General features: G+C 58.2%; 16 protein-coding genes, 2 tRNA genes and 3 rRNA genes. 6 read left to right on the forward strand and 15 right to left on the reverse strand.

What is annotated here, in order from left to right:
• Positions 1-17: 17 nt before the first annotated feature.
• From CLU92_RS18590 to CLU92_RS18610, 5 genes are all read right to left on the reverse strand, one after another.
• Positions 18-1,178 carry a porin gene (locus tag CLU92_RS18590; protein WP_243857910.1) on the reverse strand — a complete coding sequence of 387 codons (1,161 nt, stop codon included), beginning with the start codon at positions 1,176-1,178 and terminating at the stop codon, positions 18-20.
• A 287-nt stretch (positions 1,179-1,465) separates the two neighbouring features.
• Positions 1,466-3,202 carry a PQQ-dependent methanol/ethanol family dehydrogenase gene (locus tag CLU92_RS18595; protein WP_257562590.1) on the reverse strand — a complete coding sequence of 579 codons (1,737 nt, stop codon included), beginning with the start codon at positions 3,200-3,202 and terminating at the stop codon, positions 1,466-1,468.
• Between the two features lie 53 nt (positions 3,203-3,255).
• A complete protein-coding gene (locus CLU92_RS18600) occupies positions 3,256-3,651 on the reverse strand; it encodes a DUF779 domain-containing protein (RefSeq protein WP_101483101.1) in 396 nt (131 codons plus the stop codon).
• 53 nt (positions 3,652-3,704) lie between these two features.
• Positions 3,705-5,225: an aldehyde dehydrogenase gene (adh, locus tag CLU92_RS18605; RefSeq protein WP_099404118.1), complete on the reverse strand. Its 1,521-nt coding sequence runs from the start codon at positions 5,223-5,225 to the stop codon at positions 3,705-3,707.
• 338 nt (positions 5,226-5,563) lie between these two features.
• The gene (locus tag CLU92_RS18610) at positions 5,564-6,520 is read right to left on the reverse strand and encodes a beta-propeller fold lactonase family protein (protein WP_101483102.1); all 957 of its coding nucleotides are present in this window, start codon (positions 6,518-6,520) and stop codon (positions 5,564-5,566) included.
• Positions 6,521-6,724: 204 nt separating this feature from the next.
• Here CLU92_RS18610 and CLU92_RS18615 point away from each other — a divergent pair, with 204 nt between their 5' ends.
• Positions 6,725-8,863: a TonB-dependent receptor gene (locus CLU92_RS18615; RefSeq protein WP_101483103.1), complete on the forward strand. Its 2,139-nt coding sequence runs from the start codon at positions 6,725-6,727 to the stop codon at positions 8,861-8,863.
• 57 nt (positions 8,864-8,920) lie between these two features.
• On the opposite strand, the gene CLU92_RS18620 is transcribed toward CLU92_RS18615, so the two are convergent.
• The 5 genes from CLU92_RS18620 to CLU92_RS18640 form a co-directional block, all read right to left on the reverse strand.
• Positions 8,921-9,754, reverse strand: a complete 834-nt coding sequence (locus CLU92_RS18620; protein WP_243857908.1) for an ABC transporter substrate-binding protein — start codon at positions 9,752-9,754, stop codon at positions 8,921-8,923.
• A 24-nt stretch (positions 9,755-9,778) separates the two neighbouring features.
• Positions 9,779-10,264 carry a cytochrome c-550 PedF gene (gene pedF / locus CLU92_RS18625; protein ID WP_101483104.1) on the reverse strand — a complete coding sequence of 162 codons (486 nt, stop codon included), beginning with the start codon at positions 10,262-10,264 and terminating at the stop codon, positions 9,779-9,781.
• A gap of 131 nt (positions 10,265-10,395) precedes the next feature.
• The gene (gene rtcA / locus CLU92_RS18630; protein ID WP_101483105.1) at positions 10,396-11,415 is read right to left on the reverse strand and encodes an RNA 3'-terminal phosphate cyclase; all 1,020 of its coding nucleotides are present in this window, start codon (positions 11,413-11,415) and stop codon (positions 10,396-10,398) included.
• A 16-nt stretch (positions 11,416-11,431) separates the two neighbouring features.
• Positions 11,432-12,661 (reverse strand): RtcB family protein, encoded by a 1,230-nt coding sequence (locus CLU92_RS18635; RefSeq protein ID WP_101483106.1) that lies wholly within the window; start codon positions 12,659-12,661, stop codon positions 11,432-11,434.
• A gap of 271 nt (positions 12,662-12,932) precedes the next feature.
• Positions 12,933-14,456, reverse strand: a complete 1,524-nt coding sequence (locus CLU92_RS18640) for an RNA-binding protein (protein ID WP_257561123.1) — start codon at positions 14,454-14,456, stop codon at positions 12,933-12,935.
• 246 nt (positions 14,457-14,702) lie between these two features.
• On the opposite strand from CLU92_RS18640, the gene rtcR reads away from it, so the two are divergent.
• The gene (rtcR, locus tag CLU92_RS18645; protein WP_101483108.1) at positions 14,703-16,307 is read left to right on the forward strand and encodes an RNA repair transcriptional activator RtcR; all 1,605 of its coding nucleotides are present in this window, start codon (positions 14,703-14,705) and stop codon (positions 16,305-16,307) included.
• A gap of 129 nt (positions 16,308-16,436) precedes the next feature.
• Here rtcR and rrf read toward each other — a convergent pair.
• From rrf to CLU92_RS18670, 5 genes are all read right to left on the reverse strand, one after another.
• Positions 16,437-16,549: ribosomal RNA gene (rrf, locus tag CLU92_RS18650) — 5S ribosomal RNA — on the reverse strand.
• A 138-nt stretch (positions 16,550-16,687) separates the two neighbouring features.
• Positions 16,688-19,577 (reverse strand): 23S ribosomal RNA (locus CLU92_RS18655).
• A gap of 243 nt (positions 19,578-19,820) precedes the next feature.
• Positions 19,821-19,896: transfer RNA gene (locus CLU92_RS18660), tRNA-Ala, on the reverse strand.
• 25 nt (positions 19,897-19,921) lie between these two features.
• Positions 19,922-19,998 (reverse strand) — tRNA-Ile (locus CLU92_RS18665).
• Positions 19,999-20,077: 79 nt separating this feature from the next.
• Positions 20,078-21,608 (reverse strand): 16S ribosomal RNA (locus CLU92_RS18670).
• The 16S, 23S and 5S rRNA genes sit together here with 2 tRNA genes alongside, the layout of an rRNA operon.
• Positions 21,609-22,097: 489 nt before the next feature.
• Between CLU92_RS18670 and CLU92_RS18675 the strand changes: the two genes are divergently transcribed.
• The 4 genes from CLU92_RS18675 to CLU92_RS18690 are packed head-to-tail and all read left to right on the forward strand — an operon-like array spanning position 22,098 to position 26,667.
• Positions 22,098-23,618, forward strand: a complete 1,521-nt coding sequence (locus CLU92_RS18675) for a B12-binding domain-containing radical SAM protein (RefSeq protein ID WP_101483109.1) — start codon at positions 22,098-22,100, stop codon at positions 23,616-23,618.
• A 57-nt stretch (positions 23,619-23,675) separates the two neighbouring features.
• Positions 23,676-24,809 (forward strand): ABC transporter permease, encoded by a 1,134-nt coding sequence (locus CLU92_RS18680; protein WP_101483110.1) that lies wholly within the window; start codon positions 23,676-23,678, stop codon positions 24,807-24,809.
• Positions 24,809-25,708 carry an ABC transporter ATP-binding protein gene (locus CLU92_RS18685; protein ID WP_101483111.1) on the forward strand — a complete coding sequence of 300 codons (900 nt, stop codon included), beginning with the start codon at positions 24,809-24,811 and terminating at the stop codon, positions 25,706-25,708. Before CLU92_RS18680 ends, CLU92_RS18685 begins: the two co-directional genes overlap by 1 nt.
• Positions 25,708-26,667, forward strand: a complete 960-nt coding sequence (locus tag CLU92_RS18690; RefSeq protein WP_101483112.1) for an MlaD family protein — start codon at positions 25,708-25,710, stop codon at positions 26,665-26,667. The genes CLU92_RS18685 and CLU92_RS18690 overlap by 1 nt, the downstream gene beginning before the upstream one ends.
• Positions 26,668-26,669: the final 2 nt, after the last annotated feature.

A 26,669-nucleotide genomic window follows, 5' to 3' on the forward strand; every position in this document is an offset into this window, starting at 1 on the left:
GGCGCCGCGTTGATAAGTTAGAAGAAAATGATGCCGCCCAAGGACACGCCATTCATCTTCGCTTCGCCGCCCGTAAAGCCTTTCGAGCGCGTCTGGCCCAGTTCACCCACCAGCGTGATCGCGCTGTTGAGCGAGTAATACGCACCGAGGGTCAGGTTGGCGTTCGACTTCAAGCCACCCGTGCCGGCCGTGTTATCGTCGTTCTTGCTGATGCCGTAGGACAAGCCCAGTTTCAGCTTGTCCGTCGTCTTGTACGTGCCTTGCAGCAGCCAGTTTTTCGACTTGGTATCGCCCTGATCCGCATCGGACAGGATGCCCAGCCCTTTGCCGCCCTGGTAGTTGAGCAGTACGCCAGCCGGACCCATCTGGTACGAGCCGCCCACCTCCACGCCGCGCATGGTCAGGTCATCGATACCTGGCGTTTTCGAGGTGAATTTTTGCGACTTCACACCCAGCCAGGCTTTCAAGCCTTCCTGCCCGTATGTCAGCTGCGCCTGCACTTGCGGGCTCGACTTCGAAGAATAGGTCGAACCTGCCACGATGGGCGTATCGGACACAGGGCTGACCAGCGCCACATCGACGCCAAAGCCGCTCGACTTCGGCGAGCTGTACATGATCTGGCCATAGTTGCCAAGATAGGTGTAGCCGGCACCGATATGGCCCAGGGTCACCCGGCCCCGCTGCGTCGCTTGCACGGGCGCGCCAGAACCCAATAAGGTCATGTCAGACAGGATCGCATTCGCGCCGAAGATGCCGTAGTCACGGCCCAACTTGAAGGTGCCCATTTCCGCATTGCCGAACGTAAAGAAGGCCTGGCGTACATCGACCACGCTGTTCTGGCTGATGGCGCTGTCGGTGGCGGTCGAGTTGTAGATGCCGATCAAGGCTTTCACGTCGTACTCGCCAAGGCGCGACGAGGCGGAAGTGATCAAGCCATTCGGCAGCAAGCCGTTGCCGATGGTGGTGCGGTCCTTCTCGCCACCGCAACCGAGCGCCTGGCCACCCAGCGCCAGCCCGCCCACCGCATCGCCCGAACAGGACACTTGCGTGTAGTAGGCGTTGACGATGCCGCCCACCGACACCGTCCAGTCGCCCGCCTTGATATCGACGGCTTGCGCCTGCCCCATCGCTGCGATTGTCATGACACCCAGGCTCCCCAGCTTGATCAATGTGTTCATTGCTTATCCTCTTTCTTCTCTGTTTTTAGTGTGCACACCAGTGATTGATGTACCTCAAGCTTTGGCAATAAGCGTGCCCAGCACGGCTCAGAGGGAGAAAGAGAAAAAGCGTATTTCACGTGTGCAGCAGCGGATCAATTGCCCCGCATGGTGTTCATTTTTTGACCGCAAGTATGCATAGCGGTGATACAGGTAAACAAAAAACTGACGGCCTGGGCCGTCAGAAAAAAGAAAGCGCCCGGCGGACAGGGAGACGCCCATCCGAGTGGCCCGGGCGTTTCACCCCCTTACTTCGATGCCAGCTTGAAGACCCACACGGAACCGCCCTGCTCCAGGAAGTTGACCTTCTTCGCCACTTCGCCACCCCACAGTGGCACCGCGCCACCCCAGCCGGATACGACGGCCACATATTGCGTGTCGCCATCCTGCCAGGTGACGGGCGGCGCCACGACGCCGGAACCCGTCTGGAATTTCCACAGCTCCTTGCCCGTCTTCGCATCGACGGCTTTCAGGAAGCCTTCCGGCGTACCGTAGAACACCAGATTGCCGGCAGTACTCATCACGCCACCCCACAGCGGCGCATTGTTCTTGACTTCCCAAACGATCTTGCCGGTCTTCGGATCGATGGCGCGCATGGCGCCGATGTAGTCGTCAAACAAAGGCTTGATGGTGAAACCGGCACCGAGGAAGGCGCCGCCCTTCTTGTAGCTGATCGGCTCGTTCCAGATGTCCATGCCCCATTCATTCGCGGGAACGTAGAACAGCTTGGTCTGCGGCGAGTACGCCATCGGCATCTGATTTTTGGCGCCGAGGAAGGCCGGGGCGGAAAATACGGTCGTGCCCTTCTTGCCCTCTTCACCCTTGGTCGGATCGCCAGGGCGGTTGGCGGCGATGAAGTTCGGCCGTCCCGTCTTCAGGTCGATGCTGCTGGCCCAAGTGATCTTCTTTACGAACGGGAAGGCGTTTTGCAGCTTGCCGTTGTTTGCATCGATCACATAGAAGAAACCGTTGCGGTCGGCCTTGCCGCCGTAACGCTTGCCATCCATGTCGAAGGTGACGAACTCGTTCGCGCCATCGAAGTCCCAGGAGTCGTTCGGCGTGTTTTGATAGGCCCATTTGATCTGGCCCGTCTTCACGTCCAACGCCACGGTGGACGAGGAATAGAGGTTGTCGCCGGGACGCAAATGGCTGTTCCACGGTGCCGGGTTGCCGGTGCCAAAGTAGGCCAGCTTGGTTTGCGGATCGTAGGTTCCGCCCATCCAGGTCGAGGCGCCGCCCGTTTTCCACAGGTCGCCCGGCCAGGTCTTGTTCACGGTGCCAGACACGCCGTTATCCGTCGCCTTGCCATCCTTGTCGTAGCGGTGGCCCATGTGGCCCTCCACGGTCGGACGGCTCCACACCAGTTCGCCGGTCATGGGATTGCGCGCTTCGACCCGGCCCACGATGCCAAATTCCCCGCCCGATACGCCCGTCAGCAGCAAGCCTTCGGCGATCAGCGGCGCGGCTGTCATCGAGTAACCGGCAGCGTAGTCGTCGACCTTTTCCTTCCAGACGATCTTGCCCGTGTTTTGATCCAGCGCCACCAGGTAGGCGTCCAGCGTGCCGAAGATCACCAGGTTGCCGTACAGGGCGGCACCGCGGTTGACCACGTCGCAGCATGGCATGATGCCGTCTGGCAAGCGATGCTCATACTTCCACAGCTTGGCGCCCGTTTTCAAGTCGACGGCAAAGATGCGCGAATACGAGGCCGTGACAAACATCTTGCCGTTATGAATCAGCGGCTGCGATTCCTGGCCCCGCTGTTTTTCACCACCAAACGAGAACGACCAGGCCGGCACCAGCTTGGCCACGGTCTTGTCATTGATCTGCGTCAACGGCGAATAGCGCTGGCCCTGCGTGCCCATGCCAAACGACAGGACGCTAGACGGATTCTTCGCCGTGCTGTCGAGCATGGCACTGGTGACATTGCCCACGTCGGCCGCCTGGACCAGCGAGGCGACACTCAAACCGACGACGATCCCCATGATTTTTTTCTGCACAATCATCTCCCTCTGTTATTAGTATGTGTGTGTAACTCTCAGGTGCTTTTTCTGTCGTGTTCATGCGGCTGGGCATGCAACAAGGCGCACTCTTCATCGGTGAACAGGCGCGAGCGCGTCAGGAAGCGCTTGCCTGTGCCGTTGTCGAGTGAAAACATGCCGCCATTGCCATCGACCACATCGATAATCAACTGGGTATGCTCCCAGTACTCGAATTGCTCGAGTCCCATGTAAAACGGTGTGCCATTCAAATTGCCGAGATAAATGTCGGTATCGCTGACATCGAACTCGCCCAGCGCATAACACATGGGCGCACTGCCATCACAGCAGCCGCCTGACTGGAAAAACATCAGCGGTCCGTGACGCTGGCGCAACTTGTCCATCATTTCCAGCGCCGCTACGGTGGCGACCACCCGGGCAATTGCTGCACTCATGGCATCCCTTTCTGCACGCCGCGCCCGGCCAGGGGCGCGGCGCGTGTGCCGGTTTAGAAGAAGCCCAGGGCTTTCGGGCTATAGCTCACCAGCAAGTTCTTCGTTTGCTGGTAGTGATCGAGCATCATCTTGTGGTTTTCGCGGCCAATACCCGATTGCTTGTAGCCGCCGAATGCGGCGTGGGCTGGATACAGGTGGTAACAATTGGTCCACACGCGGCCCGCCTGGATGGCGCGCCCCATGCGGAAGGCGCGCGAACCGTCGCGCGTCCACAAGCCGGCACCCAGGCCGTACAAGGTATCGTTGGCAATCGCCAGCGCTTCGGCCTCATCCTTGAAGGTGGTCACGGACACGACGGGCCCGAAAATTTCTTCCTGGAAGATGCGCATCTTGTTGTTGCCCTTGAATACGGTCGGACGCACGTAGTAGCCACCCTCCAGGTCGCCTGCCTGCGTATTGCGCTCGCCACCGGCCAGCACTTCGGCGCCTTCCTGGCGGCCGATATCGAGGTAGGACAGAATTTTTTCCAGCTGCTCCTGCGACGCCTGGGCGCCGATCATGGTGGAAGAGTCGAGCGGGTTACCCTGCTTGATGGCGGCCACGCGCTTCAAGGCTCGTTCGATGAATTTCTCGTAGATCGATTCCTGGATCAACACGCGCGATGGGCAGGTGCACACTTCGCCCTGATTCAGCGCAAACATCGTGAAGCCTTCCAGGCACTTGTCGAAATAATCATCGTCAGCATCCATCACATCTTCAAAGAAGATATTCGGCGACTTGCCGCCCAGCTCCAGGGTGACGGGAATCAGGTTCTGCGCGGCGTAACCCATGATCAAGCGGCCCGTACCCGTTTCACCCGTGAAGGCGATCTTGGCGATGCGCTTGCTCGACGCCAGCGGCTTGCCCGCTTCCAGACCGAAACCGTTGATGATGTTCAACACGCCCGGTGGCAGCAAGTCGCCGATCAGCTCGATCAACACCATGATGGAGGCGGGAGTCTGCTCGGCCGGTTTCAGGACCACGCAATTGCCGGCCGCCAGGGCTGGCGCCAGTTTCCACACGGCCATCAGAATCGGGAAATTCCACGGGATGATCTGGCCCACGACGCCCAGCGGTTCGTGGTAGTGGTAGGCATAGGTTTCCGCGTCGATTTGCGCGACGGAACCCTCCTGCGCGCGGATGCAGCCGGCGAAGTAACGGAAATGGTCGATGGCCAGCGGAATGTCGGCATTCATCGTCTCGCGGATCGGCTTGCCGTTATCGATGGTTTCCGCCGTGGCGATCAGGCTCAGGTTCTGTTCGATGCGGTCGGCGATGCGGTTCAGGATGTTGGCGCGCTCGGCAGGTGAAGTCTTGCCCCAGGCATCCTTGGCGGCATGGGCGGCGTCCAGCGCCAGCTCGACGTCTTCCGCCGTGGAACGGGCGATTTCGCAAAACGGCAAGCCCGTGATGGGCGTTATGTTAGGAAAGTATTCACCTTTTACTGGCGCAACGAATTTGCCGCCGATGTAATTGTCATAGCGTTGCTTGAAGGGATTGGCTACGCCCAGTTTGCTGATGTCTGCGAGATTCATGTCGTCCTCTATCGGGTTAATTAGAATGGAATTGCTGTAATTAAAATCAAACGTCCTGGTACAGATGGGGTGAGTACACGGAGTCTTCCGCAAATGCCGTGCCAGCTCGCCATCCCACTACAAACTTAGCGGGTTTTTCCCCGCTTACAAGGGCGTGGCGCCAAACCCGGCCCGCTTTTCATCGCCTGCCCCGGGCATGAAAGGCGGGCGTGGGTCTGTTTGGGTTTTGAACAAGGTGGCGGCGCCCTGTTCCAATCCGGGCCAGTGCTGTTGCTGCGCCCCTGCGCCGCTGCACAATGGAACAGGTGTGCCAGACTGGAACACCTGCGCCTGTGCCACTACCGAATCACCACGCCCCATGGCAATTCGCCCACGGCAATATCGGCCACCTTGCGCGCGCTGGCCGTATCGATGACGGAAACGCTGTTCGAGCGGCCATTGGCCACGTACAGCTTGGCACCGTCCGGCGTGATGGCCATATTCCACGGGCGCTTGCCGACGGGAATGGTGGCCGTGACCTGATTGCTGGCCGTATCGATCACCATCACCGTGCCATCCGTGCCGTTCGAGACATACACCTGCTTGCCGCTGGGATGGACAGCGATACCGTTGGCATTCTTGCCCGCTGGAATGGTGGCAATCGCCTTGCGCGCGGCCATGTCGATCACATACACGGCATTGACCAGTTCGCACGCCACATAGGCTCGGCCCGAATCGGGGCTGAAACCAATGCCGCGCGGACGCAGGCCGACAGCGATGGAAGCGACCTGGCGGCGTTGCGCAACATCAATGACATCGACTTGCTCGGCCTCTTCCGCGCTCACCAGCAGCCAGCGCCCATCGGGGCTGAACACGGCATGTTCCGGGTTCCGCCCTTGCACCTTGATGTCGGCGAGCAAGACACCCGTCTGGCCATCGAGCAAGGCCACGCTATTGTTTTCCTCGACGGCCACAGCCACGTAACGACCGTCATGGGAAGCGCTGACGCCTTCGGGCGACTTGCCCAGCGCCACCGTGCGCAGGGGCGCGCCGACTTCATTGTCAATCAGCAATAAGGCACTGCTGGCGGCATCCGTGACAAACAATTGCCGTCCTGTGGGGTCGGCGGCGATGCCGCGCGGACGCTTGCCTGCGGCAATCTGGCGCACTACCTGGTCGGTCGCCGTGTCGATCACGCTCAGGGTGCCCGATTTTTCATTGGGCACATAGGCAAACGGAGCGGCCTGGATGGCGCTGCTGGCGAGCACAGGCAGCAGCCAGCAAACCTGGCGCAAGCGCGAGAAGAAGTTGGGCATAATCACCTTTTCAATAGCAAAACGAGGGGAAAGCGCGCGGTATCGGCGCATCTGAACATTGCTGCATGCAAACGCCGTGCCACTGACACGCGTATAATTTCAGCCCACCAATGGAGACATGGCAGGCATATTGCTTGATAAGACTATGCAGACCTGCGCCGCTCACGCGTCCAAGCAGGCTTTTATTCACATTGGAGAACCCGCATGCAGCATCGTTTCCGCTTGAACACCATTGCCAGCCTGTTTGTCGCCGGCAGCGCCACCCTCGCCCCCCACGCTTTCGCCGCCGAGTCCGCTGACCTGGCCGCCGGACAAGTCATGGATATGGTGGTCGTCAGCGGCAGCCGCATCGCCCACCCCAGCCAGGAAGTGCCGGCCTCGATCGATGTAGTCGATAGCGCCCGCATCCAGGAGGGCCAAATCCGCGTCAACGCGTCGGAAGCGCTGGCCGCCGTGCCGGGCCTGGTGGTGCAAAACCGCCAGAACTACGCACAAGACTTGCAAATCTCCTCACGCGGCTTCGGCGCCCGTTCGGCCTTTGGCGTGCGCGGCGTCAAACTGATCAGCGATGGCATTCCGGCCAGCATGCCCGATGGCCAGGGCCAGGCCGCCACCTTCAACCTGGACACGGCGGAGCGCATCGAAGTGCTGCGCGGGCCATTTTCTGCCATCTACGGCAACCATTCGGGCGGCGTGATCCAGCTCTTTTCCAAGGATGGGCAAAATCCCCCATCCGTCGAATTGAATGTGACGGGCGGCAGCTACGGCACCAGCAAGGTGGACTTGTCGGCGCAAGGACAGGCAGGCGGCATCGGCTACGTGCTCGACGGCTCACGCTTCCGCACGGACGGCTTCCGCGACCACAGCGCCGCCACGCGCGAACAGGCTTTTGGCAAGATCACCGTCAAGCCCAATGCAGACAGCAAGCTGACCATCGTCGCTAACAGCCTGCATCAGGGCAATACGCAAGATCCCCTGGGCGTCACCTGGGCCACGTTTGCCGCCAACCCGCGCGCAGGCGAAACCGACACCACCGATACGCAAAACCCGAAGCGCACCTTTGCCGAGCGCTACAACACGCGCAAAAGCATCGACCACCAGCAAATCGGCGCCACCTATGAACAGGCGTTCGGCGATGATCGCCTGCATGTGACCGTGTATGGCGGCAACCGTGACGTGATTCAATATCAGGCCTTCAACAAGGGCTTCCAGGCGCCCCCCAAGCATTCCGGCGGCGTGGTTGACTTCCAGCGCCAGTTCTATGGCATCGATACGAACTGGCTGCACGTGAACCAGCTGGCAGGCGGCAAGCTGAGCACCACCATCGGCATCGATTACGGCCGCTCCAGCGATGACCGCACCGGCTATGAGAATTACATTGGCAATGGCTTTGGCGTAAAAGGCAAGCTGCGCCGCGACGAGCAGGATGTCGTCTCCAGCCTCGATCCGTATATCCAGGCGGAATGGCAAAGCGGCCCATGGCTGCTCAGCGCAGGTGTGCGCTACAGCAAGATGAAAGTGGCGGTCAACGACCACTTTCTCAGCAATGGCGACGACAGCGGCAGCCTGGAGTTCAGCCACACGACACCGGTGCTGGGTCTGCTGTATAAGCTGACGCCCAGCGTCAACGTCTACGCCAGCGCCGCACGCGGCTTCGAGGCGCCCACCCTGAACGAACTGTTTTACTCGGGCACGGGCGGCGGCTTCAATTACCAGCTGAAACCGGCCACCAGCACCAACCTGGAAGCGGGCATCAAAGCCAGGATCAATAGCAACACGCATGTGAATGCAGCCTTATTCCAGATCAAGACCAGCGACGAACTGGTGGTCGATCAATCGAGCGGCGGGCGCACCAGCTACCGCAATGGGGGCAAGACCTTGCGCCAGGGTATGGAAGTGTCGCTGGACTCCAGCCTGCCGTATGGCTTCACGACAAAAGTGGCGCTGACCAGCCTGCACGCCGTGTATGACCAGGCCTTCGGCAGCGTGCGCGAAGGCAGCCGCTTGCCGGGCGTACCCAGCGCCAACCTGTTCGCGGAACTGGCCTGGAAAGACACGCTGGACCGTTTTGGCGCGGCACTGGAAAGCGTGGCCAGCAACCAGATCTACGCGGAAGACAGCAACAGCGAAAAACCGGCGCCAGGCTACACGGTGTTCAATGCCAGGGTCAACGCCAAGCAAAACGCGGGCAAATGGCGCTTCAAGGAATTTGCCCGCCTGAACAATCTTTTCGACAAGACCTATGTGGGTTCCGTCATCGTTGGCGACAGCAACAAACGCTACTATGAAGCGGCGCCGGGCCGTAACTGGCTGCTGGGCGCCAGCGCGCAATATTCGTTCTAAGAAAAAAGCCCGCGCATCTTCCAATGCGCGGGCTTCTTGGCATATCAACATAGCCTGCTACGGCCGTGCTTCCTTGACGCCATATTTCTCAAAGATGGCTTTCAATTCGCCGCTGGCCGCCATCTCGTTCATGGCCGCCTGCAGCAACTTGGCCACGTCGAGCTGCTGACGGCTGACGGCCAGACCCACGGCCCAGCCGGCACGCGGCAAGCGGGCGAACGCCACTTCGCTCAAGGGGAAAGCGGAATCGCTTTTCAGCACCGACTCGATTTCCGAACGATTCGCCAGCACGGCGTCGAGCTGGCCCGCCTGCAATTGCTGCAAGGCTTCGGCAGCCGTGTCGAAGATACGCACGTCGTCGCGGTACTTGCCATTGTCTTCACCCAGCATCAGCATGGCGGCGATCGATACCTTTTCCACGCCGATACGCTTGCCGGCCAGCGAAGCGATGCCATCGAATTGCGGCACGGCTTGCGCGCTGCGCGCCAGACGCACGGTTTCCACGTAATACGGGGCGAAAATCTCGACCTTGTCGTTATCCGCCATCAACTTCTTGTCGACCGGGACATGCAACATGACATCGGCAGGACCATAGCCGAGGTAGTGGCCCTTCCACACCATATTGCGCAAATCGTCATTCAGGTTTTCACCGGCGGGAAAGGGCAGCAAGCTCAGTTTCAAACCCAGCTTTTTGGCCAGCGCTTCGGCAATGTCGATATCGATGCCCGCGCCCTTGTCGGAAAACGGCGCGAACTCGTTGTACACCGCCACTTTCAGGCTGCCCGACTGCTGCACTTTCTGCCAGTCGGCGCGCGCTGGCGCGGCTGCGCACAGCGCCAGGCAGGCGAGCGAGAGCATCGCGCGCGCGCCACGGAATTGAAATGAACGCATGGGACTCCTTGGTGATCAATCGGCTCAGTTAGAATCGCGGCGGGTTTCCAGGTAGGTTTTGATGGCCCACATGGCTTCCTGGTTGAAGACACCTTCAAACGGCGGCATGTACACGGCGCCATTGCGTACTTTACCGTGGCGGATGGTCGCCAGGAAATAATTGTCCGTTTCCTTGTAGCATGCCTGTTTCTTTGTCTCATTCTTGATACCAAAGCAATCGCGATCGAGCTGGCGCAAGTCCGGCGCGATGCCGCCCGAGATGGCTTCGATGCCGTGGCAGCGGGCGCAATTCTGGTTGTAGGCGGAGGTGCCCACCGTCAGGGCCAGCTTGTTGCCACGATACGGGTTTTGTTCGAGCCACTTGTCGCCCACCTTGGGCAAGCCCGTGGTGTCGACGCCTTGCGGCGTGACATTGCCGTGCGCATAGGCATGCGGCAAGGTCAGCAGGGAAGTGAGTGCGACGGCACCGGCGGCTGCCACGCCGAGCAGGGTACGGATGGAATAGGTCATGCTGGTCTCCTTGGTTTTTTTAGTGAATATCCAAGAAGAGCAAATGCCATGCCATGCCTACATGCCCCACATCCGGTCGCCCATGTATCAATTTGGAACAGCTGCAACAGGTAGTTGTGTCACCGCGCGCGTCAGACGGAGGCCACCGTGCAGATGCTGGCCCGCTCCTGCTGCTCGAAAGTGATACGCACAGGCAAAAACCGGGAAATCACCTCCGCATTCGTCAGCGCATGCTGCGAGACCTTGCTACAAGTGAAGGTGCCACCACCGGCCAGCGCCATGGGCAGCAAGAGCTGGTCGGCCAGGTGCTCGCCGACGGCCGCATCCGTCTTCAGATAGGCGCGCACCTCGTTCAGCAGGCGCTTGGCCACAGATTCCGCCAGCAAGTACTTTTCGCCAAAAGAAGTAAACACTTCCGTGACATGCTCATGCTCGAGCGTCAGCAACAAGACATTGCCCGGCCCCTGCTCCGCGGGCAAGCCGACGATACGCAGCTGCTTGCCGCTCCAGCCCATGCCGCTGGCGACACGCTCCAACTCGCGCTGCGCCACGTTCACATGCACGCCCGCCAACACGCTTTCCGCATACCCTGCTTTCCGTTCACCGCGCTGCAGCAATGCGATAGGCCGCAAGCGCGGACACGGTTGTACGGTGGCAATCACTTCGCCGCCCCCTGCGGGATGAAAGCCGTAGCGTTGCAGCGCGATCTCCACCTCGGCACCCATCTGCTGCAGGATGGGGCAATACGCGCGCTGCAGGAAATGCACGGGCGGCGCCATGGGATTGTGCGTGCCGCCACTGATGCGCACGGTGGACGGCCCATCCGCATGCAGCAAGGCCGGCAACAGGGTTTGCAGCACCAGGGTGCAACTGCCGGCGCTGCCGATGGCAAAGCGGTAATCGCCACCGCGTATGGGGCCAGGCATGAATTCCAGGCTAGCTGCGCGCAACGCCAGCGGCGTCGTGCGCGCCCCGCAAATGGCGGCCGCCGCCTGCACGGCCAGCAAGTGCTGGCGCAGCAAGCCGGGCTTTTCCCGCCCCGCGCGGATATTCGTCAAGCGGAATGGCCGGCCCGTGATCATGGACAGGCTCAGCGCCGAGCGCAAAATCTGTCCGCCGCCTTCGCCTTGCGCTCCATCAATTTCTATCATTGCTTCTTTCTCTCTGTTAACCTTTGACACAGACGACCTGCTTCAAGATATGCACCACATCGACCAGCTCGCGCTGCGCCAGCATCACCGCGTCGATATCCTTGTAGGCCATCGGGATTTCATCGATCACGTTTTCATCCTTGCGGCATTCCACGCCCTCGGTGGCGCGGATCTGGTCCGCCAGATTGAAGCGCCGCTTCGCTTCCGTGCGGCTCATCGTGCGTCCCGCACCGTGGCTGCAGCTATGAAAGCTCTCCGCATTTCCTTTACCGCGCACGATAAAGCTCTTCGCCCCCATGGAGCCGGGAATGATCCCCAGTTCGCCGGCCCGGGCCGAGACGGCGCCCTTGCGCGTGACCAGTACATCCTTGCCGAAGTGGTGCTCCTTCTGCACATAGTTATGGTGGCAGTTGACGGCTTCCACATGCGTCTGGAACGGCTTATGGATGACCGTGCGCACGGCCGCGATCAGGTTCTGCATCATCACTTCGCGGTTGTTGCGGGCAAAACGCTGGGCCCAGCCCACCGCCTCCACATAATCGTCGTAATGCTGCGTTCCCTCGGCCAAATAAGCCAGGTCCTGGTCGGGCAGGTTGATGAAGTGAGTACGCATATCCTGCTTGGCCAATTCGATGAAATGGGTGCCGATGGCATTGCCCACGCCACGCGAGCCGGAATGGAGCATGAACCACACCGAGCCCTGCTCGTCGAGGCAGACTTCGACGAAGTGGTTACCGCTGCCCAAAGTTCCCAGGTGGCGGTAGTTATTCGTGTTCTTCAGCTTGGGCGTTTTCAGGCAAATGGCATCGAATTCATCCTTCAGTTGCAGCCAGGCCGCATCGACCACCGAAGGCGGCGTATGCCAGGAACCTTCGTCGCGGCCGCGGTGGCCGCGCGTCTTCGGCGACATCCCGTGCGGAATGGCGCGCTCGATGGCGCTGCGCAGTGGCCCCAGGTTATCGGGCAAGTCGCTGGCCGTCAGCGTGGTTTTCGCCGCCATCATACCGCACCCGATATCCACGCCCACCGCCGCCGGAATCACGGCGCCCAGCGTGGGAATCACGCTGCCGATGGTCGAACCTTTACCCAGGTGGACGTCGGGCATGACGGCGATATGCTTGTAAATGAACGGCAGGGTCGCCGTGTTGCGTAATTGTTTTTTGGCCGCTTCTTCGACAGGCACGCCACGGGTCCACATTTTCACGGGACGGCTGCCTTCGGCATGCAGGACTTCGTATTCTTTCATATGTTCTCTCTTCTCATGTTATCCGGGGGGGATGACCAGGATTGGTGAAACGTTGCCGACGCATCGGCCCTGGATGTAGTTCCACCGGCATTCATCCGTACGACAACCCGACAAGGTGGGACAGGATCTTCTGGCAAGCTCACTGCGCCTGCCAGGCCGGTTTGACGCGGCTAAGCTATGTAATCCTGTCGGCATTCGGGGTACTACGGCGCATGACAAGGTTGGACAGGACGTCTGTTATGTAGTCTTGTCCGCATTCATGCGCTTTACTTCAACAACTTGCAACATCGATGGCGTCGATTTCTCCCACCCAGTGCGCGGGGTCCAGCCGACCTGCAGCAAAGGCGGCGATAATCCTGAATACGTCATCGGAAAAACCACCGATGTTCAGGATATCCTCGCGCTCCATCGCCTGCGTCGTGGCGTGCGGCGCAATATCGATGCACACCAGTTTCGCTTGCGGATTGCGCTGCTTGAAGACAGTCCACTGTCCCATGGTCGCTGTTGCGCCGCTGCGTCTGGCGTCGATCCACGATTCGTTATCAGAGACATAAATCACCAGGTCCGCCAGCTCCTTCTTGCTGTTCATCCGCAGCAGTGGCGCACTGCAATTGGTGCCGCCACCTCCGATGGCCGCCAGCCTTGCCGCGTTCTCCATCACCGTGCCCTGCGCATCGAGCTGGCATGTCACCACGCTTTGCTCGAATGGCAGCACCATGGCGTCCGGATTCTTGCGCAGCATGGCCGCCGCCACCAGGGCCGCCACGTCGATGCAACGTACACTCGAGGTAGCGCTACCGCGAAAACCGCTGACGGGCGAGGACATCGAGCCGGAAACGTCGGGACACACCACCACCCTGCCCGCTATCCGCGGCACGTTCAGCAGCGATATTTCCAGCGCCTGCTCCAGCGCATTGCGCACGATGGCGGGCACGCTCTCGCTGGCGGCCATGCAGGCCGACATCAACTGGTACGGAAATACCCGCGCCCGGTCAATCGCCTCGGAATCGCGCAGCTTCGCGGCAATCAATTCCGGCATGCCGTCGATCGCATACACGCCGTGGCGGCCAAAGGTGTTCAGATTCATGCGCACCATCTGCCAGCTGCCCTGGCGGGCGATCTGCGCCCAGTCCCGGGCAGACAAGGGTAGCGCCGTCAGCATCTGGAACGGCACTTCCGGTATCGCTTGCGCTGGATCAAGCTTGTAAGCCTCGAACGCGGCCAGCGCCGGCGGCAGTGCCTTGGCATCGTACTGCTTGCCGATCAGCCAGGCAAAAAACGCTGCCCGCCAGGCATCCTGCGGTTTCGGGTGCACCATATTCACCACGTCGGCCAGCGAAGGTGCATTGCCCACGGCTGCGGCCAGCAAAACCTGCTCCGACGCGCTGTTCAACCATGCCTGCACCAGTTTTTTCGGACGCGACCCCAGCGACTTGCGGCCCACGGCGCCCGAGCGCATGATCTGCACGAAGTTGCGCAGCATTTTGCCATTGTTGATGACGCGCTCGAAAGCTGGCGGAAATTCCGCAGCGCCCTGCGCCGCCAGCACCGCCACCAGCAAGGCCGGCATGTCTTTCATGTAGCCCCGTTCGCGGCAATACACGGCCGTTTTCGCAATGAAGGCCGGCTCCACGGCTTTGCACAGTTCCAGCACCCTCGCCAGCTGCGCTTCGGCGCTCGCATAGAACGTCGTGTTCAGGCAGCCCGTGGCCGCATACTGGGCCAGCTGGTGGCGTGGCGTCAGCGCGTAGGCTGGCGCGCCTTCCGCGTTGAAGCCCAGTGCGGCTGGCAGCAAGCTGGTTTGTTTAGTGCTTTGGAATAGCCGCAAGTTGGCCATGATGTGATCCTCTCTTCTACTCGTTTTATCTCGTTTGTATCCTCTCTATTGCAAGCGCTGTGCCAGCTTTTCCGTCCTCGTCAAAAAAGATCATAAGTCATTGATTTTATGAAATAATATTTTCATCTATATTTTTCAACGGGCATTAGCAGGCATTGCGATTTCGAATACAATTATATTTTCAGATAAATTCTTATCCAAAATATGCAAGCAAAACGCACTGTCGTCATCGGCTTTCTCGGCACGCAACTCGACAATGGCAGGGGCGCGGCACGCTGGGAGAAGTGGCGCCCCAGCATCGCCCTGACCCAGCACGAGGACAAGATCATCGACCGTTTCGAGTTGCTGTACGCAGGCAGCCAGTTCAGCAACCTGGTGCAGCAGGTGTCGCAGGATATCGCCAGCGTCTCGCCGGAAACCGAATTAATCGCGCATGCACTCCCCATCAGCGATGCCTGGGACTTCGAGAACGTGTACGGCGCCCTCTACGATTTCGCCAACAACTACCCCTTCGATCCGAACAAGGAAGACTATTGGATCCACATCACCACCGGTAGCCACGTGGCGCAAATCTGCATGTTCCTGATGACGGAGGCACGCTATTTCCCAGGCCGCCTCGTGCAGACATCACCGCCCAAGCGCCAGGCTGCCGGCAATCCCGGCAGCTACGCACTGATCGACCTCGATCTGTCCCGCTATGATCAGATCGCCCAGCGTTTTACGCGCGAACAGGCCGAAGGCGTGGCATTCCTGAAGTCCGGCATCGCCACGCGCAATGCGAAGTTCAACGCCATGATCGAGGAAATCGAGCGCGTCGCCATCAAGTCCCGCGCCCCCATGCTGCTGATGGGACCTACGGGCGCCGGCAAATCCTTTCTCGCGCGCCGCGTGTATGAACTGAAAAAATCGCGCCACCAGATCGATGGCAAATTCATCGATCTCAATTGCGCCACCCTGCATGGCGACGGCGCCGCGTCCACCCTGTTCGGCCATATCAAGGGTTCATTCACTGGCGCCGGCGTGGACCGGCCAGGCTTGCTGCGCAGCGCACACAAGGGATTGCTGTTTCTCGATGAAATCGGTGAGCTAGGGCTAGACGAACAGGCGATGCTGCTGAAAGCCATCGAAGAAAAACGCTTTTTCCCTGTAGGTGCGGACACGGAAGTGCAGAGCGACTTCCAGCTGATCGCCGGCACCAACCGCGACCTGGGCAAGGAGGTAGCCGCCGGCCGCTTCCGCGAAGACCTGTATGCGCGCATCAACCTGTGGACCTATGAATTGCCTGGCCTGGTGCAGCGTCCGGAAGACATCGAGCCGAACCTGGAATATCTGCTGGCGCAATATGGCGCCGAAACGGGCGAAAGAGTGCGCTTCAACAAGGAGGCCCGCGAACGCTTCATGCGTTTCGCCACCTTGCCCACCTCAGCATGGAATGGCAATTTCCGCGATCTGTCGGCCGCTGTCACGCGCCTGGCGACTCTATCGGAAGCGGGTCGCATCACGGATGGTGTGGTCGACGAAGAGATCAAGCGCCTGCAGCGGATGTGGCAGCATCATGGTGGGCGTAGCGCTCATCCGGAAGTGGACCTGGCAGCGATCATGGGAGAGCAGGCTGCTGCGCAACTCGACCTGTTCGATGCGTTGCAGCTGCAAGCAGTCATCAAGGTATGCCGGCAATCGAACAGCCTGTCCGATGCGGGCCGCACGCTGTATGCCGTCTCGCGTGCCGTGAAAACCAAGCCGAATGATGCGGACAGGCTCAAGAAATTCCTGGCCCGCTTTGACCTGGAATGGCACAGGGTATGTTGACTTAATTAAACGACAAAGGCAGCGCGCAGCGCTGCCTTTTTTGTATCCAACCGTCTTGCAACACAAAGCAGCAGACGAAAAAAAACCCCACCGGAGTCCGGTGGGGTTTTCTTCTACTACGAATAACAAGCCTGACGATAACCTACTTTCACACTGGTTGCAGCACTATCATCGGCGCAAAGTTGTTTCACGGTCCTGTTCGGGATGGGAAGGGGTGGGACCAACTTGCTATGGTCATCAGGCATAACTTGTACTGGCATTTGTCCTCAATTGAGCGACAAAGCCTGAATCTGGAAGAAGCAAAGATTGGGGTAATGAATAGTAGTATCAACAAACTCACAACGTTGTACCGTCTTATCCTCTGTACCTGCTAAGGTTATAGGGACAAGCCGTACGGGCAATTAGTACTGGTTAGCTTAATGCATTACTGCACTTCCACACCCAGCCTATCAACGTCCTGGTCTCGAACGACCCTTCAAAGAGCTCAAGGCTCTGGGAAATCTCATCTCAAGGCAAGTTTCCCGCTTAGATGCTTTCAGCGGTTATCTCTTCCGAACTTAGCTACCCGGCAATGCCACTGGCGTGACAACCGGTACACCAGAGGTTCGTCCACTCCGGTCCTCTCGTACTAGGAGCAGCCCCCTTCAAATTTCCAACGCCCACGGCAGATAGGGACCAAACTGTCTCACGACGTTTTAAACCCAGCTCACGTACCACTTTAAATGGCGAACAGCCATACCCTTGGGACCGGCTACAGCCCCAGGATGTGATGAGCCGACATCGAGGTGCCAAACTCCCCCGTCGATATGAACTCTTGGGAGGAATCAGCCTGTTATCCCCAGAGTACCTTTTATCCGTTGAGCGATGGCCCTTCCATACAGAACCACCGGATCACTATGTCCTACTTTCGTACCTGCTCGACTTGTCAGTCTCGCAGTTAAGCACGCTTATGCCATTGCACTATCAACACGATGTCCGACCGTATCTAGCGTACCTTCGAACTCCTCCGTTACACTTTAGGAGGAGACCGCCCCAGTCAAACTGCCTACCATGCACTGTCCCCGATCCGGATAACGGACCAAGGTTAGAACCTCAAACAAACCAGGGTGGTATTTCAAGGTTGGCTCCACGAGAACTAGCGTCCCCGCTTCAAAGCCTCCCACCTATCCTACACAGATTGGTTCAAAGTCCAATGCAAAGCTACAGTAAAGGTTCATGGGGTCTTTCCGTCTAGCCGCGGGTAGATTGCATCATCACAAACATTTCAACTTCGCTGAGTCTCGGGAGGAGACAGTGTGGCCATCGTTACGCCATTCGTGCAGGTCGGAACTTACCCGACAAGGAATTTCGCTACCTTAGGACCGTTATAGTTACGGCCGCCGTTTACTGGGACTTCAATCAAGAGCTTGCACCCCATCATTTAATCTTCCAGCACCGGGCAGGCGTCACACCCTATACGTCCACTTTCGTGTTTGCAGAGTGCTGTGTTTTTATTAAACAGTCGCAGCCACCAGTTTATTGCAACCCTTTCACCCTCATGGAGTAAACCAATCAAGTTACCGGGGCGTACCTTTTCCCGAAGTTACGGTACCAATTTGCCGAGTTCCTTCTCCCGAGTTCTCTCAAGCGCCTTAGAATACTCATCTCGCCCACCTGTGTCGGTTTGCGGTACGGTCTCGTATGACTGAAGCTTAGAGGCTTTTCTTGGAACCACTTCCGATTGCTTCGTGAACAAGTTCACTCGTCTCAACCCCTTGAATTCCGTACCCGGATTTGCCTAAGTACCTTCTATGAGCCAAAAACCAACTATTCCAACAGTTGGACAACCTTCCGCGATCCGTCCCCCCATCGCATCATACGACGGTGCAGGAATATTAACCTGCTTCCCATCAGCTACGCATCTCTGCCTCGCCTTAGGGGCCGACTCACCCTGCTCCGATGAACGTTGAACAGGAAACCTTGGGCTTACGGCGTGGAGGCTTTTCACCCCCATTATCGCTACTCATGTCAGCATTCGCACTTCTGATACCTCCAGCATCCTTTACAAGACACCTTCGCAGGCTTACAGAACGCTCTCCTACCATATATATCTGTGATAAATCACAGAACAATATCCGCAGCTTCGGTGACTGGCTTAGCCCCGTTACATCTTCCGCGCAGGACGACTCGATCAGTGAGCTATTACGCTTTCTTTAAATGATGGCTGCTTCTAAGCCAACATCCTGACTGTTTTAGCCTTCCCACTTCGTTTTCCACTTAGCCAATCTTTGGGACCTTAGCTGGCGGTCTGGGTTGTTTCCCTCTTGACGCCGGACGTTAGCACCCGACGTCTGTCTCCCAAGCTCGCACTCATCGGTATTCGGAGTTTGCAATGGTTTGGTAAGTCGCAATGACCCCCTAGCCATAACAGTGCTCTACCCCCGATGGTGATACTTGAGGCACTACCTAAATAGTTTTCGGAGAGAACCAGCTATTTCCAAGTTTGTTTAGCCTTTCACCCCTACCCACAGCTCATCCCCTAATTTTTCAACATTAGTGGGTTCGGACCTCCAGGGCGTGTTACCGCACCTTCATCCTGGCCATGAGTAGATCACTTGGTTTCGGGTCTACACCCAGCGACTGATCGCCCTATTCGGACTCGATTTCTCTACGGCTTCCCTATATGGTTAACCTTGCCACTGAATGTAAGTCGCTGACCCATTATACAAAAGGTACGCAGTCACGGAACAAGTCCGCTCCTACTGTTTGTATGCACACGGTTTCAGGATCTATTTCACTCCCCTTCCGGGGTTCTTTTCGCCTTTCCCTCACGGTACTGGTTCACTATCGGTCGATTACGAGTATTTAGCCTTGGAGGATGGTCCCCCCATATTCAGACAGGATGTCACGTGTCCCGCCCTACTTGTCGTACGCTTAGTATCACCGGTCCAATTTCACATACGGGGCTATCACCCACTATGGCTCCTATTTCCAGAGGATTCTGTTATCGGTCCGACTATCACGTACAGGCTCTTCCCATTTCGCTCGCCGCTACTTTGGGAATCTCGGTTGATTTCTTTTCCTGCAGCTACTTAGATGTTTCAGTTCGCCGCGTTCGCCTTGCATACCTATGTATTCAGTATGCAATACCCTAAAAGGGTGGGTTGCCCCATTCGGAAATCTGCGGATCAAAGTGTGTTTGCTCACTCCCCGCAGCTTATCGCAAGCTACTACGTCCTTCATCGCCTGTAATCGCCAAGGCATCCACCATGTGCACTTATTCGCTTGTCCCTATAACGTTAGCCTCTCATCATTTGCATAATGAAAGAGCGCTACAGGGATAAGAAAGTACAACGTTGTTGCTTGTTTGTTGATACATACAATCATTACCCATCGATTTGCTTGTTACAGCAAACCAATCAATAAATAATCTTTACTTCTTCCAGATTGTTAAAGAACATACAGCACTTGATCTCGAAAAGACCAAACCTAAATCCCGGTGCATTAATCAGCACTGATTTACGTTTGAACTTTTGGTGGAGGATGACGGGATCGAACCGACGACCCCCTGCTTGCAAAGCAGGTGCTCTCCCAGCTGAGCTAATCCCCCTAGGGTATTTCCAGACTGCAGAAACTGGTAGGGCTGGTTGGACTCGAACCAACGACCCCCGCGTTATCAACACGGTGCTCTAACCAGCTGAGCTACAGCCCCAAATGCTGTTCTTTATATTAACAGCCGATAAGTGTGAACATTTGATGCGTGAATCATTACTGATTCGTGCAAACTCTAGAAAGGAGGTGATCCAGCCGCACCTTCCGATACGGCTACCTTGTTACGACTTCACCCCAGTCACGAATCCTACCGTGGTAAGCGCCCTCCTTGCGGTTAAGCTACCTACTTCTGGTAAAACCCGCTCCCATGGTGTGACGGGCGGTGTGTACAAGACCCGGGAACGTATTCACCGCGACATGCTGATCCGCGATTACTAGCGATTCCAACTTCATGCAGTCGAGTTGCAGACTACAATCCGGACTACGATACACTTTCTGCGATTAGCTCCCCCTCGCGGGTTGGCGGCGCTCTGTATGTACCATTGTATGACGTGTGAAGCCCTACCCATAAGGGCCATGAGGACTTGACGTCATCCCCACCTTCCTCCGGTTTGTCACCGGCAGTCTCATTAGAGTGCCCTTTCGTAGCAACTAATGACAAGGGTTGCGCTCGTTGCGGGACTTAACCCAACATCTCACGACACGAGCTGACGACAGCCATGCAGCACCTGTGTACTGGCTCTCTTTCGAGCACTCCCAAATCTCTCCGGGATTCCAGCCATGTCAAGGGTAGGTAAGGTTTTTCGCGTTGCATCGAATTAATCCACATCATCCACCGCTTGTGCGGGTCCCCGTCAATTCCTTTGAGTTTTAATCTTGCGACCGTACTCCCCAGGCGGTCTACTTCACGCGTTAGCTGCGTTACCAAGTCAATTAAGACCCGACAACTAGTAGACATCGTTTAGGGCGTGGACTACCAGGGTATCTAATCCTGTTTGCTCCCCACGCTTTCGTGCATGAGCGTCAATCTTGACCCAGGGGGCTGCCTTCGCCATCGGTGTTCCTCCACATATCTACGCATTTCACTGCTACACGTGGAATTCTACCCCCCTCTGCCAGATTCTAGCCTTGCAGTCTCCAATGCAATTCCCAGGTTGAGCCCGGGGATTTCACATCAGACTTACAAAACCGCCTGCGCACGCTTTACGCCCAGTAATTCCGATTAACGCTTGCACCCTACGTATTACCGCGGCTGCTGGCACGTAGTTAGCCGGTGCTTATTCTTCAGGTACCGTCATTAGCAAGAGATATTAGCTCTCACCGTTTCTTCCCTGACAAAAGAGCTTTACAACCCGAAGGCCTTCTTCACTCACGCGGCATTGCTGGATCAGGCTTTCGCCCATTGTCCAAAATTCCCCACTGCTGCCTCCCGTAGGAGTCTGGACCGTGTCTCAGTTCCAGTGTGGCTGGTCGTCCTCTCAGACCAGCTACTGATCGATGCCTTGGTAGGCTTTTACCCTACCAACTAGCTAATCAGATATCGGCCGCTCCACGAGCATGAGGTCTTGCGATCCCCCACTTTCATCCTTAGATCGTATGCGGTATTAGCGTAACTTTCGCTACGTTATCCCCCACTCTAGGGTACGTTCCGATATATTACTCACCCGTTCGCCACTCGCCACCAGAGCAAGCTCCGTGCTGCCGTTCGACTTGCATGTGTAAGGCATGCCGCCAGCGTTCAATCTGAGCCAGGATCAAACTCTTCAGTTTAATCTCTGTTACTTTGCCATTTTATTGGCACCGTCTTGCGACGGGTCGCTCACTCAAAAAACTGACAGGCTACTTCCGAAGAAGTATCCTATTTCATTATTTCTTGTGAACATTTGATATTTTAAGTTAGACGCCAATCCGAAGATTGACGCTGCACTTACATCAAATGCCCACACTTATCGACTGTTAATTGTTAAAGAACTGTAATCGGTACTGCTTTCGCGCTATCGACAAAGCGTTGTGTTTGTCAGCTGCGAAGAAGGAAGAGTATGAAGCGTTTCGGCCATTTCGTCAACCCCGTTTTTCAGCGCATTGCGCTTAAAAACTTTTTACTACCCAGCCCCGGAAGGCTGTCCCTTTTGTGCCGCAAACTAGTGCGTCTCATTGGGGAGGCGAACTATAGCCAAATCCGTGCTACTAAGCAAGCTTTATCCGGATAAATCGTCGTGTGCAGCGTAAAATGGCTGTTTTCCCCGAATCGCACCCGTCATGACCATCCTGCTCTCCACCTTGAACGCCCGCTATACCCACGCTTCGCTGGGCTTGCGCTATTTGCTGGCCAATATGGGGCCGCTGCAGGCACAAACGCGACTGCAGGAATTCGTCATTGGCGCCAAGACTACAGAACTGGTCGAGCGCATCCTGACGAACAAGCCGCGCATCATCGGTTTTGGCGTGTATATATGGAACGTCGAGGAAACGACGAAACTGGTGGCCATGCTCAAGCGCGTGGCGCCCGAGGTCATCATCGTGCTGGGCGGGCCGGAAGTGTCGCATGAGGCGGGCGAGCAAGAGATCGTCAAGCTGGCCGATTACCTGATCACGGGCTGGGGCGACGTCACCTTCCCCAAACTGTGCGGCGAGATTCTCAACGGGCCGAAACCACTGATGAAGATCCATGCCGGCGTGCAAGCCCCGCTGGCCGAACTGCAACTGCCCTACTCCTTATATACAGACGACGATATCCGCCACCGCACGATTTACGTGGAGGCGTCGCGCGGCTGCCCGTTCAAATGCGAGTTTTGCCTGTCGGCGCTGGACAAGACGGCCTGGCCCTTCGCCCTGGAAAACTTCCTGGCCGAGATGGAATCACTGCACGCGCGCGGTGCCCGCCTGTTCAAGTTCGTCGACCGCACCTTCAACCTGAACATCAAGACCAGCTTGAAGATCATGCAGTTCTTTCTGGACAAGATCGAAGCCAATCCGGACGATCCGATCTACGCCCACTTCGAACTGGTGCCCGACCATTTGCCCGATGCCTTGAAAGAAGGCATCAGCAAGTTCCCGCCCGGCGCCTTGCAGTTCGAAATCGGTATCCAGAGTTTCAATCCGGACGTGCAATCGCTGGTCAGCCGCAAGCAGGATAATCAAAAAGCGGCCGATAACATCCGCTGGCTTTGCGAAGAATCAAACGCCCACTTGCACGTGGACTTGATTGCCGGCTTGCCGGGCGAGGATGAAGCGAGCTTTGCGGCCGGCTTCAACAAGCTGGTGGCCTTGAAACCGCATGAAATCCAGTTCGGCATCTTGAAACGGCTGCGCGGCACGCCCATCATCCGCCATACGGAAAACTACGGCATGGTGTTCGACCCGCACCCGCCCTACACTATCCTGGCAAACAAACAGCTCGACTTCATGAGCATGCAGCGCCTCGTGCGCTTCGCCCGCTACTGGGACCTGGTGGCCAACTCGGGCCGCTTCGCCAATACGGTGCAGTGGATGCTGGGCGATGCGCCATTTGACAACTTCATGGACTTTTCGAACTGGCTGTACGCCCATACGGACGCCACCCACCGCATCGCCATGGAGCGCCTGGCCAAGCTGGTGGCGCAATGGCTGCAGACGCGCGGCATGAGCGCGGTCGAGGCCAATGCCCTCGTGGCCAGCGACTATGCGGGCGGCGCGCAGGCGCCCACGCATGCCAAACCAAGCGAAGTGAGCGCTAGCAGCACCAAGGTACGCCCGGACGTCGCCTTGCCGCTGCGCCAGGCGCGCCACCTGGCGTCCTGAGACGGCGGCGATTGAACATCGGTGGCGGTCCGCGCCATTCTCCCTTAAACTGGCACGATGCCGACTGTACAATCGCCGAAACTGACCCTCTCCCAGACCAGCTCCCAACAGGGAGCCCTAGTCACTGCCAGCGGCACCTGGCAGGTGCATGCGCTGGCGCATGACAATGCCATCAAGGCCATCGACGCCCAGCTCAAGCCCCTGCAGGACGACGCCAATGCGCACTGGGACCTGTCGCAGATCGACAGCATGGACCATATCGGCGCCCAGCTGTTCTGGAATGCCTGGGGCAAGCGGCGCCCCGCGCAGCTGACCCTGGCGCCATCGCTGGAAGAGTTTTTCCGGCGCATCGAAGAGACGGGCCCCCTGGAAACACCGCCATCGCGCGCCAACCGCCTCACGCCCGTGATGAAGCTGGGCATGGCCATTTTGCTATTTTTCGAACATTTGAAGGGGTTTATTGCCCTCGTGGGGCAGGTAACGCAGGATATCGGCCGCTTTGCGCGCCATCCCATGCGTGGACCATGGCGTGAAATTTCCGCCAACATCTTCCATGCGGGCTTCCAGGCGCTGGGTATCACGGCGCTCGTGGGCTTTCTGATCGGCGTGGTGCTGTCCTATCTGTCGGCGCAGCAGCTGCGCGCCTTTGGCGGCGACATTTATCTGGTCAACCTGCTGGGCATGAGCGTCATCCGCGAACTGGGGCCCTTGTTGGCCGCCATTCTCGTGGCGGGCCGCTCGGGCTCATCCATCACGGCCCAGCTGGGCGTCATGCGCGTCACGGAAGAGCTCGACGCCATGCTGGTGATGGGCATTTCGCACGGTTTTCGCCTGATCATGCCGAAAGTGCTGGCCCTGGCCATTTCCATGCCCCTGCTCGTCATCTGGACGGACACGGCCGCGCTGATCGGCGGCATGGTGGCGGCCAAGGTGGAATTAAACTTGTCGGCGCGCTACTTCATCCAGAAGCTGCCGGATGCCGTGCCGCTGGCCAATTACATGATCGGCCTGGGCAAGGGCGTCATCTTCGGCATGCTGATCGCCCTCGTCTCATGCCATTTCGGCCTGCGCATCAAGGCCAATACGGAAAGCCTGGGGCATGGCACTACCACCGCCGTCGTCACGGCCATCACCGTGGTGATCCTGGCTGACGCCGTGTTTGCCATCGTCTTCAATGGAGTGGGATATTGATGGCGGACAACGATAACGCTTGCAAGGCGAGCGAGGGCAACGAGGGCCAGTTCAACCTGCACGGCAGCGCTCCCGTGGTGGAAATCACCAACTTGTGGACCAAGTTCGGCCGCACCGTCGTGCACCAGGACTTGAACCTGGAAATCGAACGGGGCGAAATCCTCTCCATCGTGGGCGGCTCCGGCACGGGCAAGACGGTGCTGTTGCGCCAGATGCTGGGCCTGGAACATCCAGCACGGGGATGCGTCAAAGTCTTTGGCGAGGATATCAACAAGGCCAGCTCGGACCAGCTGCAGCAATTGCGCAACCACTGGGGCATGCTGTTCCAGCAAGGCGCGCTGTATTCGGCCCTGACCGTGTTCGACAACGTGGCGCAGCCCATGCGCGAATTGCGCGTGCTGCCCGAAGCGCTGGTGCGCGACGCGGTACTATTAAAGATGAATATGGTGGGCCTGGGCCCGGAACATGCGCTGAAAATGCCATCGGATCTCTCGGGCGGCATGATCAAGCGCGTGGCCCTGGCGCGCGCCCTGGCGCTGGAGCCAAAGCTGCTGTTCCTCGACGAACCGACGGCGGGCCTGGACCCGGACTTGTCGGAAAGTTTTGTATCCCTGATCCAGTCGCTGCACCGCGAACTGGGTTTGACGGTGGTGATGGTCACGCATGACCTCGATACCCTGTTTGCCCTGTCCACGCGCATCGCCGTGCTGGCGGAAAAACACGTGATTGCCATCGGCCCCACGCGCGAGGTAATCGAAGTCGACCATCCGTTCATCAAGCAATTTTTCCTCGGCGACCGCGGCAAGCGCGCACTGGCCGTCCTCGATGAAAAACAGGCGGCGGACAAGGCGGCGCAGCCAGGCGCTGACGCCGGCACAGACAAGAAAGCGGAGAAGTAATGGAAAACAGATCACATGCCCTGATGACGGGATTTTTTACACTGACCTTGCTGGTGGCCGCCATTTTGTTCGGCGTCTGGTTCAACCGCGACCGCGTGGAGCGCGTCCCCTACCTGCTCGCCACCACACTGTCCGTGCCGGGCCTCAACCCACAGGCGACCGTACGCTACCGGGGCCTGGAGGTGGGCAAGGTCGACGCCATCGATTTCGACACGCAAAAGGCGGGGCAAATCCTCGTGCACATCAGCGTGGCGCCCGACACCCCCGTCACCAACACCACCTTTGCCAGCCTGGGATACCAGGGCGTGACGGGCATCGCCTACATCCAGCTCGACGATGAACACGTGGGTTCTACACTGCTGGGCACCAGCAAGGACAAGCCTTCGCTGATTCCCTTGCGCGCCGGCTTGCTCGACCAGCTGGAAAAGCGCGGCAAGCGCATCCTCGACCAGGCCGAGCAGATCACCAACAAGGTCAACAACCTGCTCAGCCCCGACAACCAGGCGGCCATGCTGGGCGCCTTCAATGAAGTGGGCAAGGCGGCCAAGGCCTTTGGCGCCATTCCGCAGCAACTGGAGCCGACCCTGACGCAATTGCCGCAGCTGACGGAACAAACACGCCAGACCTTGACGGCCGTCAGTACGGCTAGCAAGAACGTGTCGGACTTGACTGCCACCTGGAAAAAACTCGGTCACGACATCCAGGCGCCCGGCGGCGTGCTCGACAAGGTCAATGGCACGGTCGATCGGGTTGGCAATTCGGTGGAAACGGTGGCCAATGGCGTATCGCTGGAAGTGCTGCCGCAGGTAATCGAGTTGAGCGGCGAGGCGCGCTCCTCGATGCGCGCCCTGAAAACCACCATGAGCACGCTCAATGAACAGCCGCAGAGCATCTTGTTCGGCGCCCCAGATATCCCGCCCGGCCCGGGCGAGCCCGGTTTTTCGGCACCGGGCAAATAAGG

This window comes from Janthinobacterium sp. 61, assembly GCF_002846335.1.
Taxonomy (GTDB): domain Bacteria; phylum Pseudomonadota; class Gammaproteobacteria; order Burkholderiales; family Burkholderiaceae_D; genus Janthinobacterium.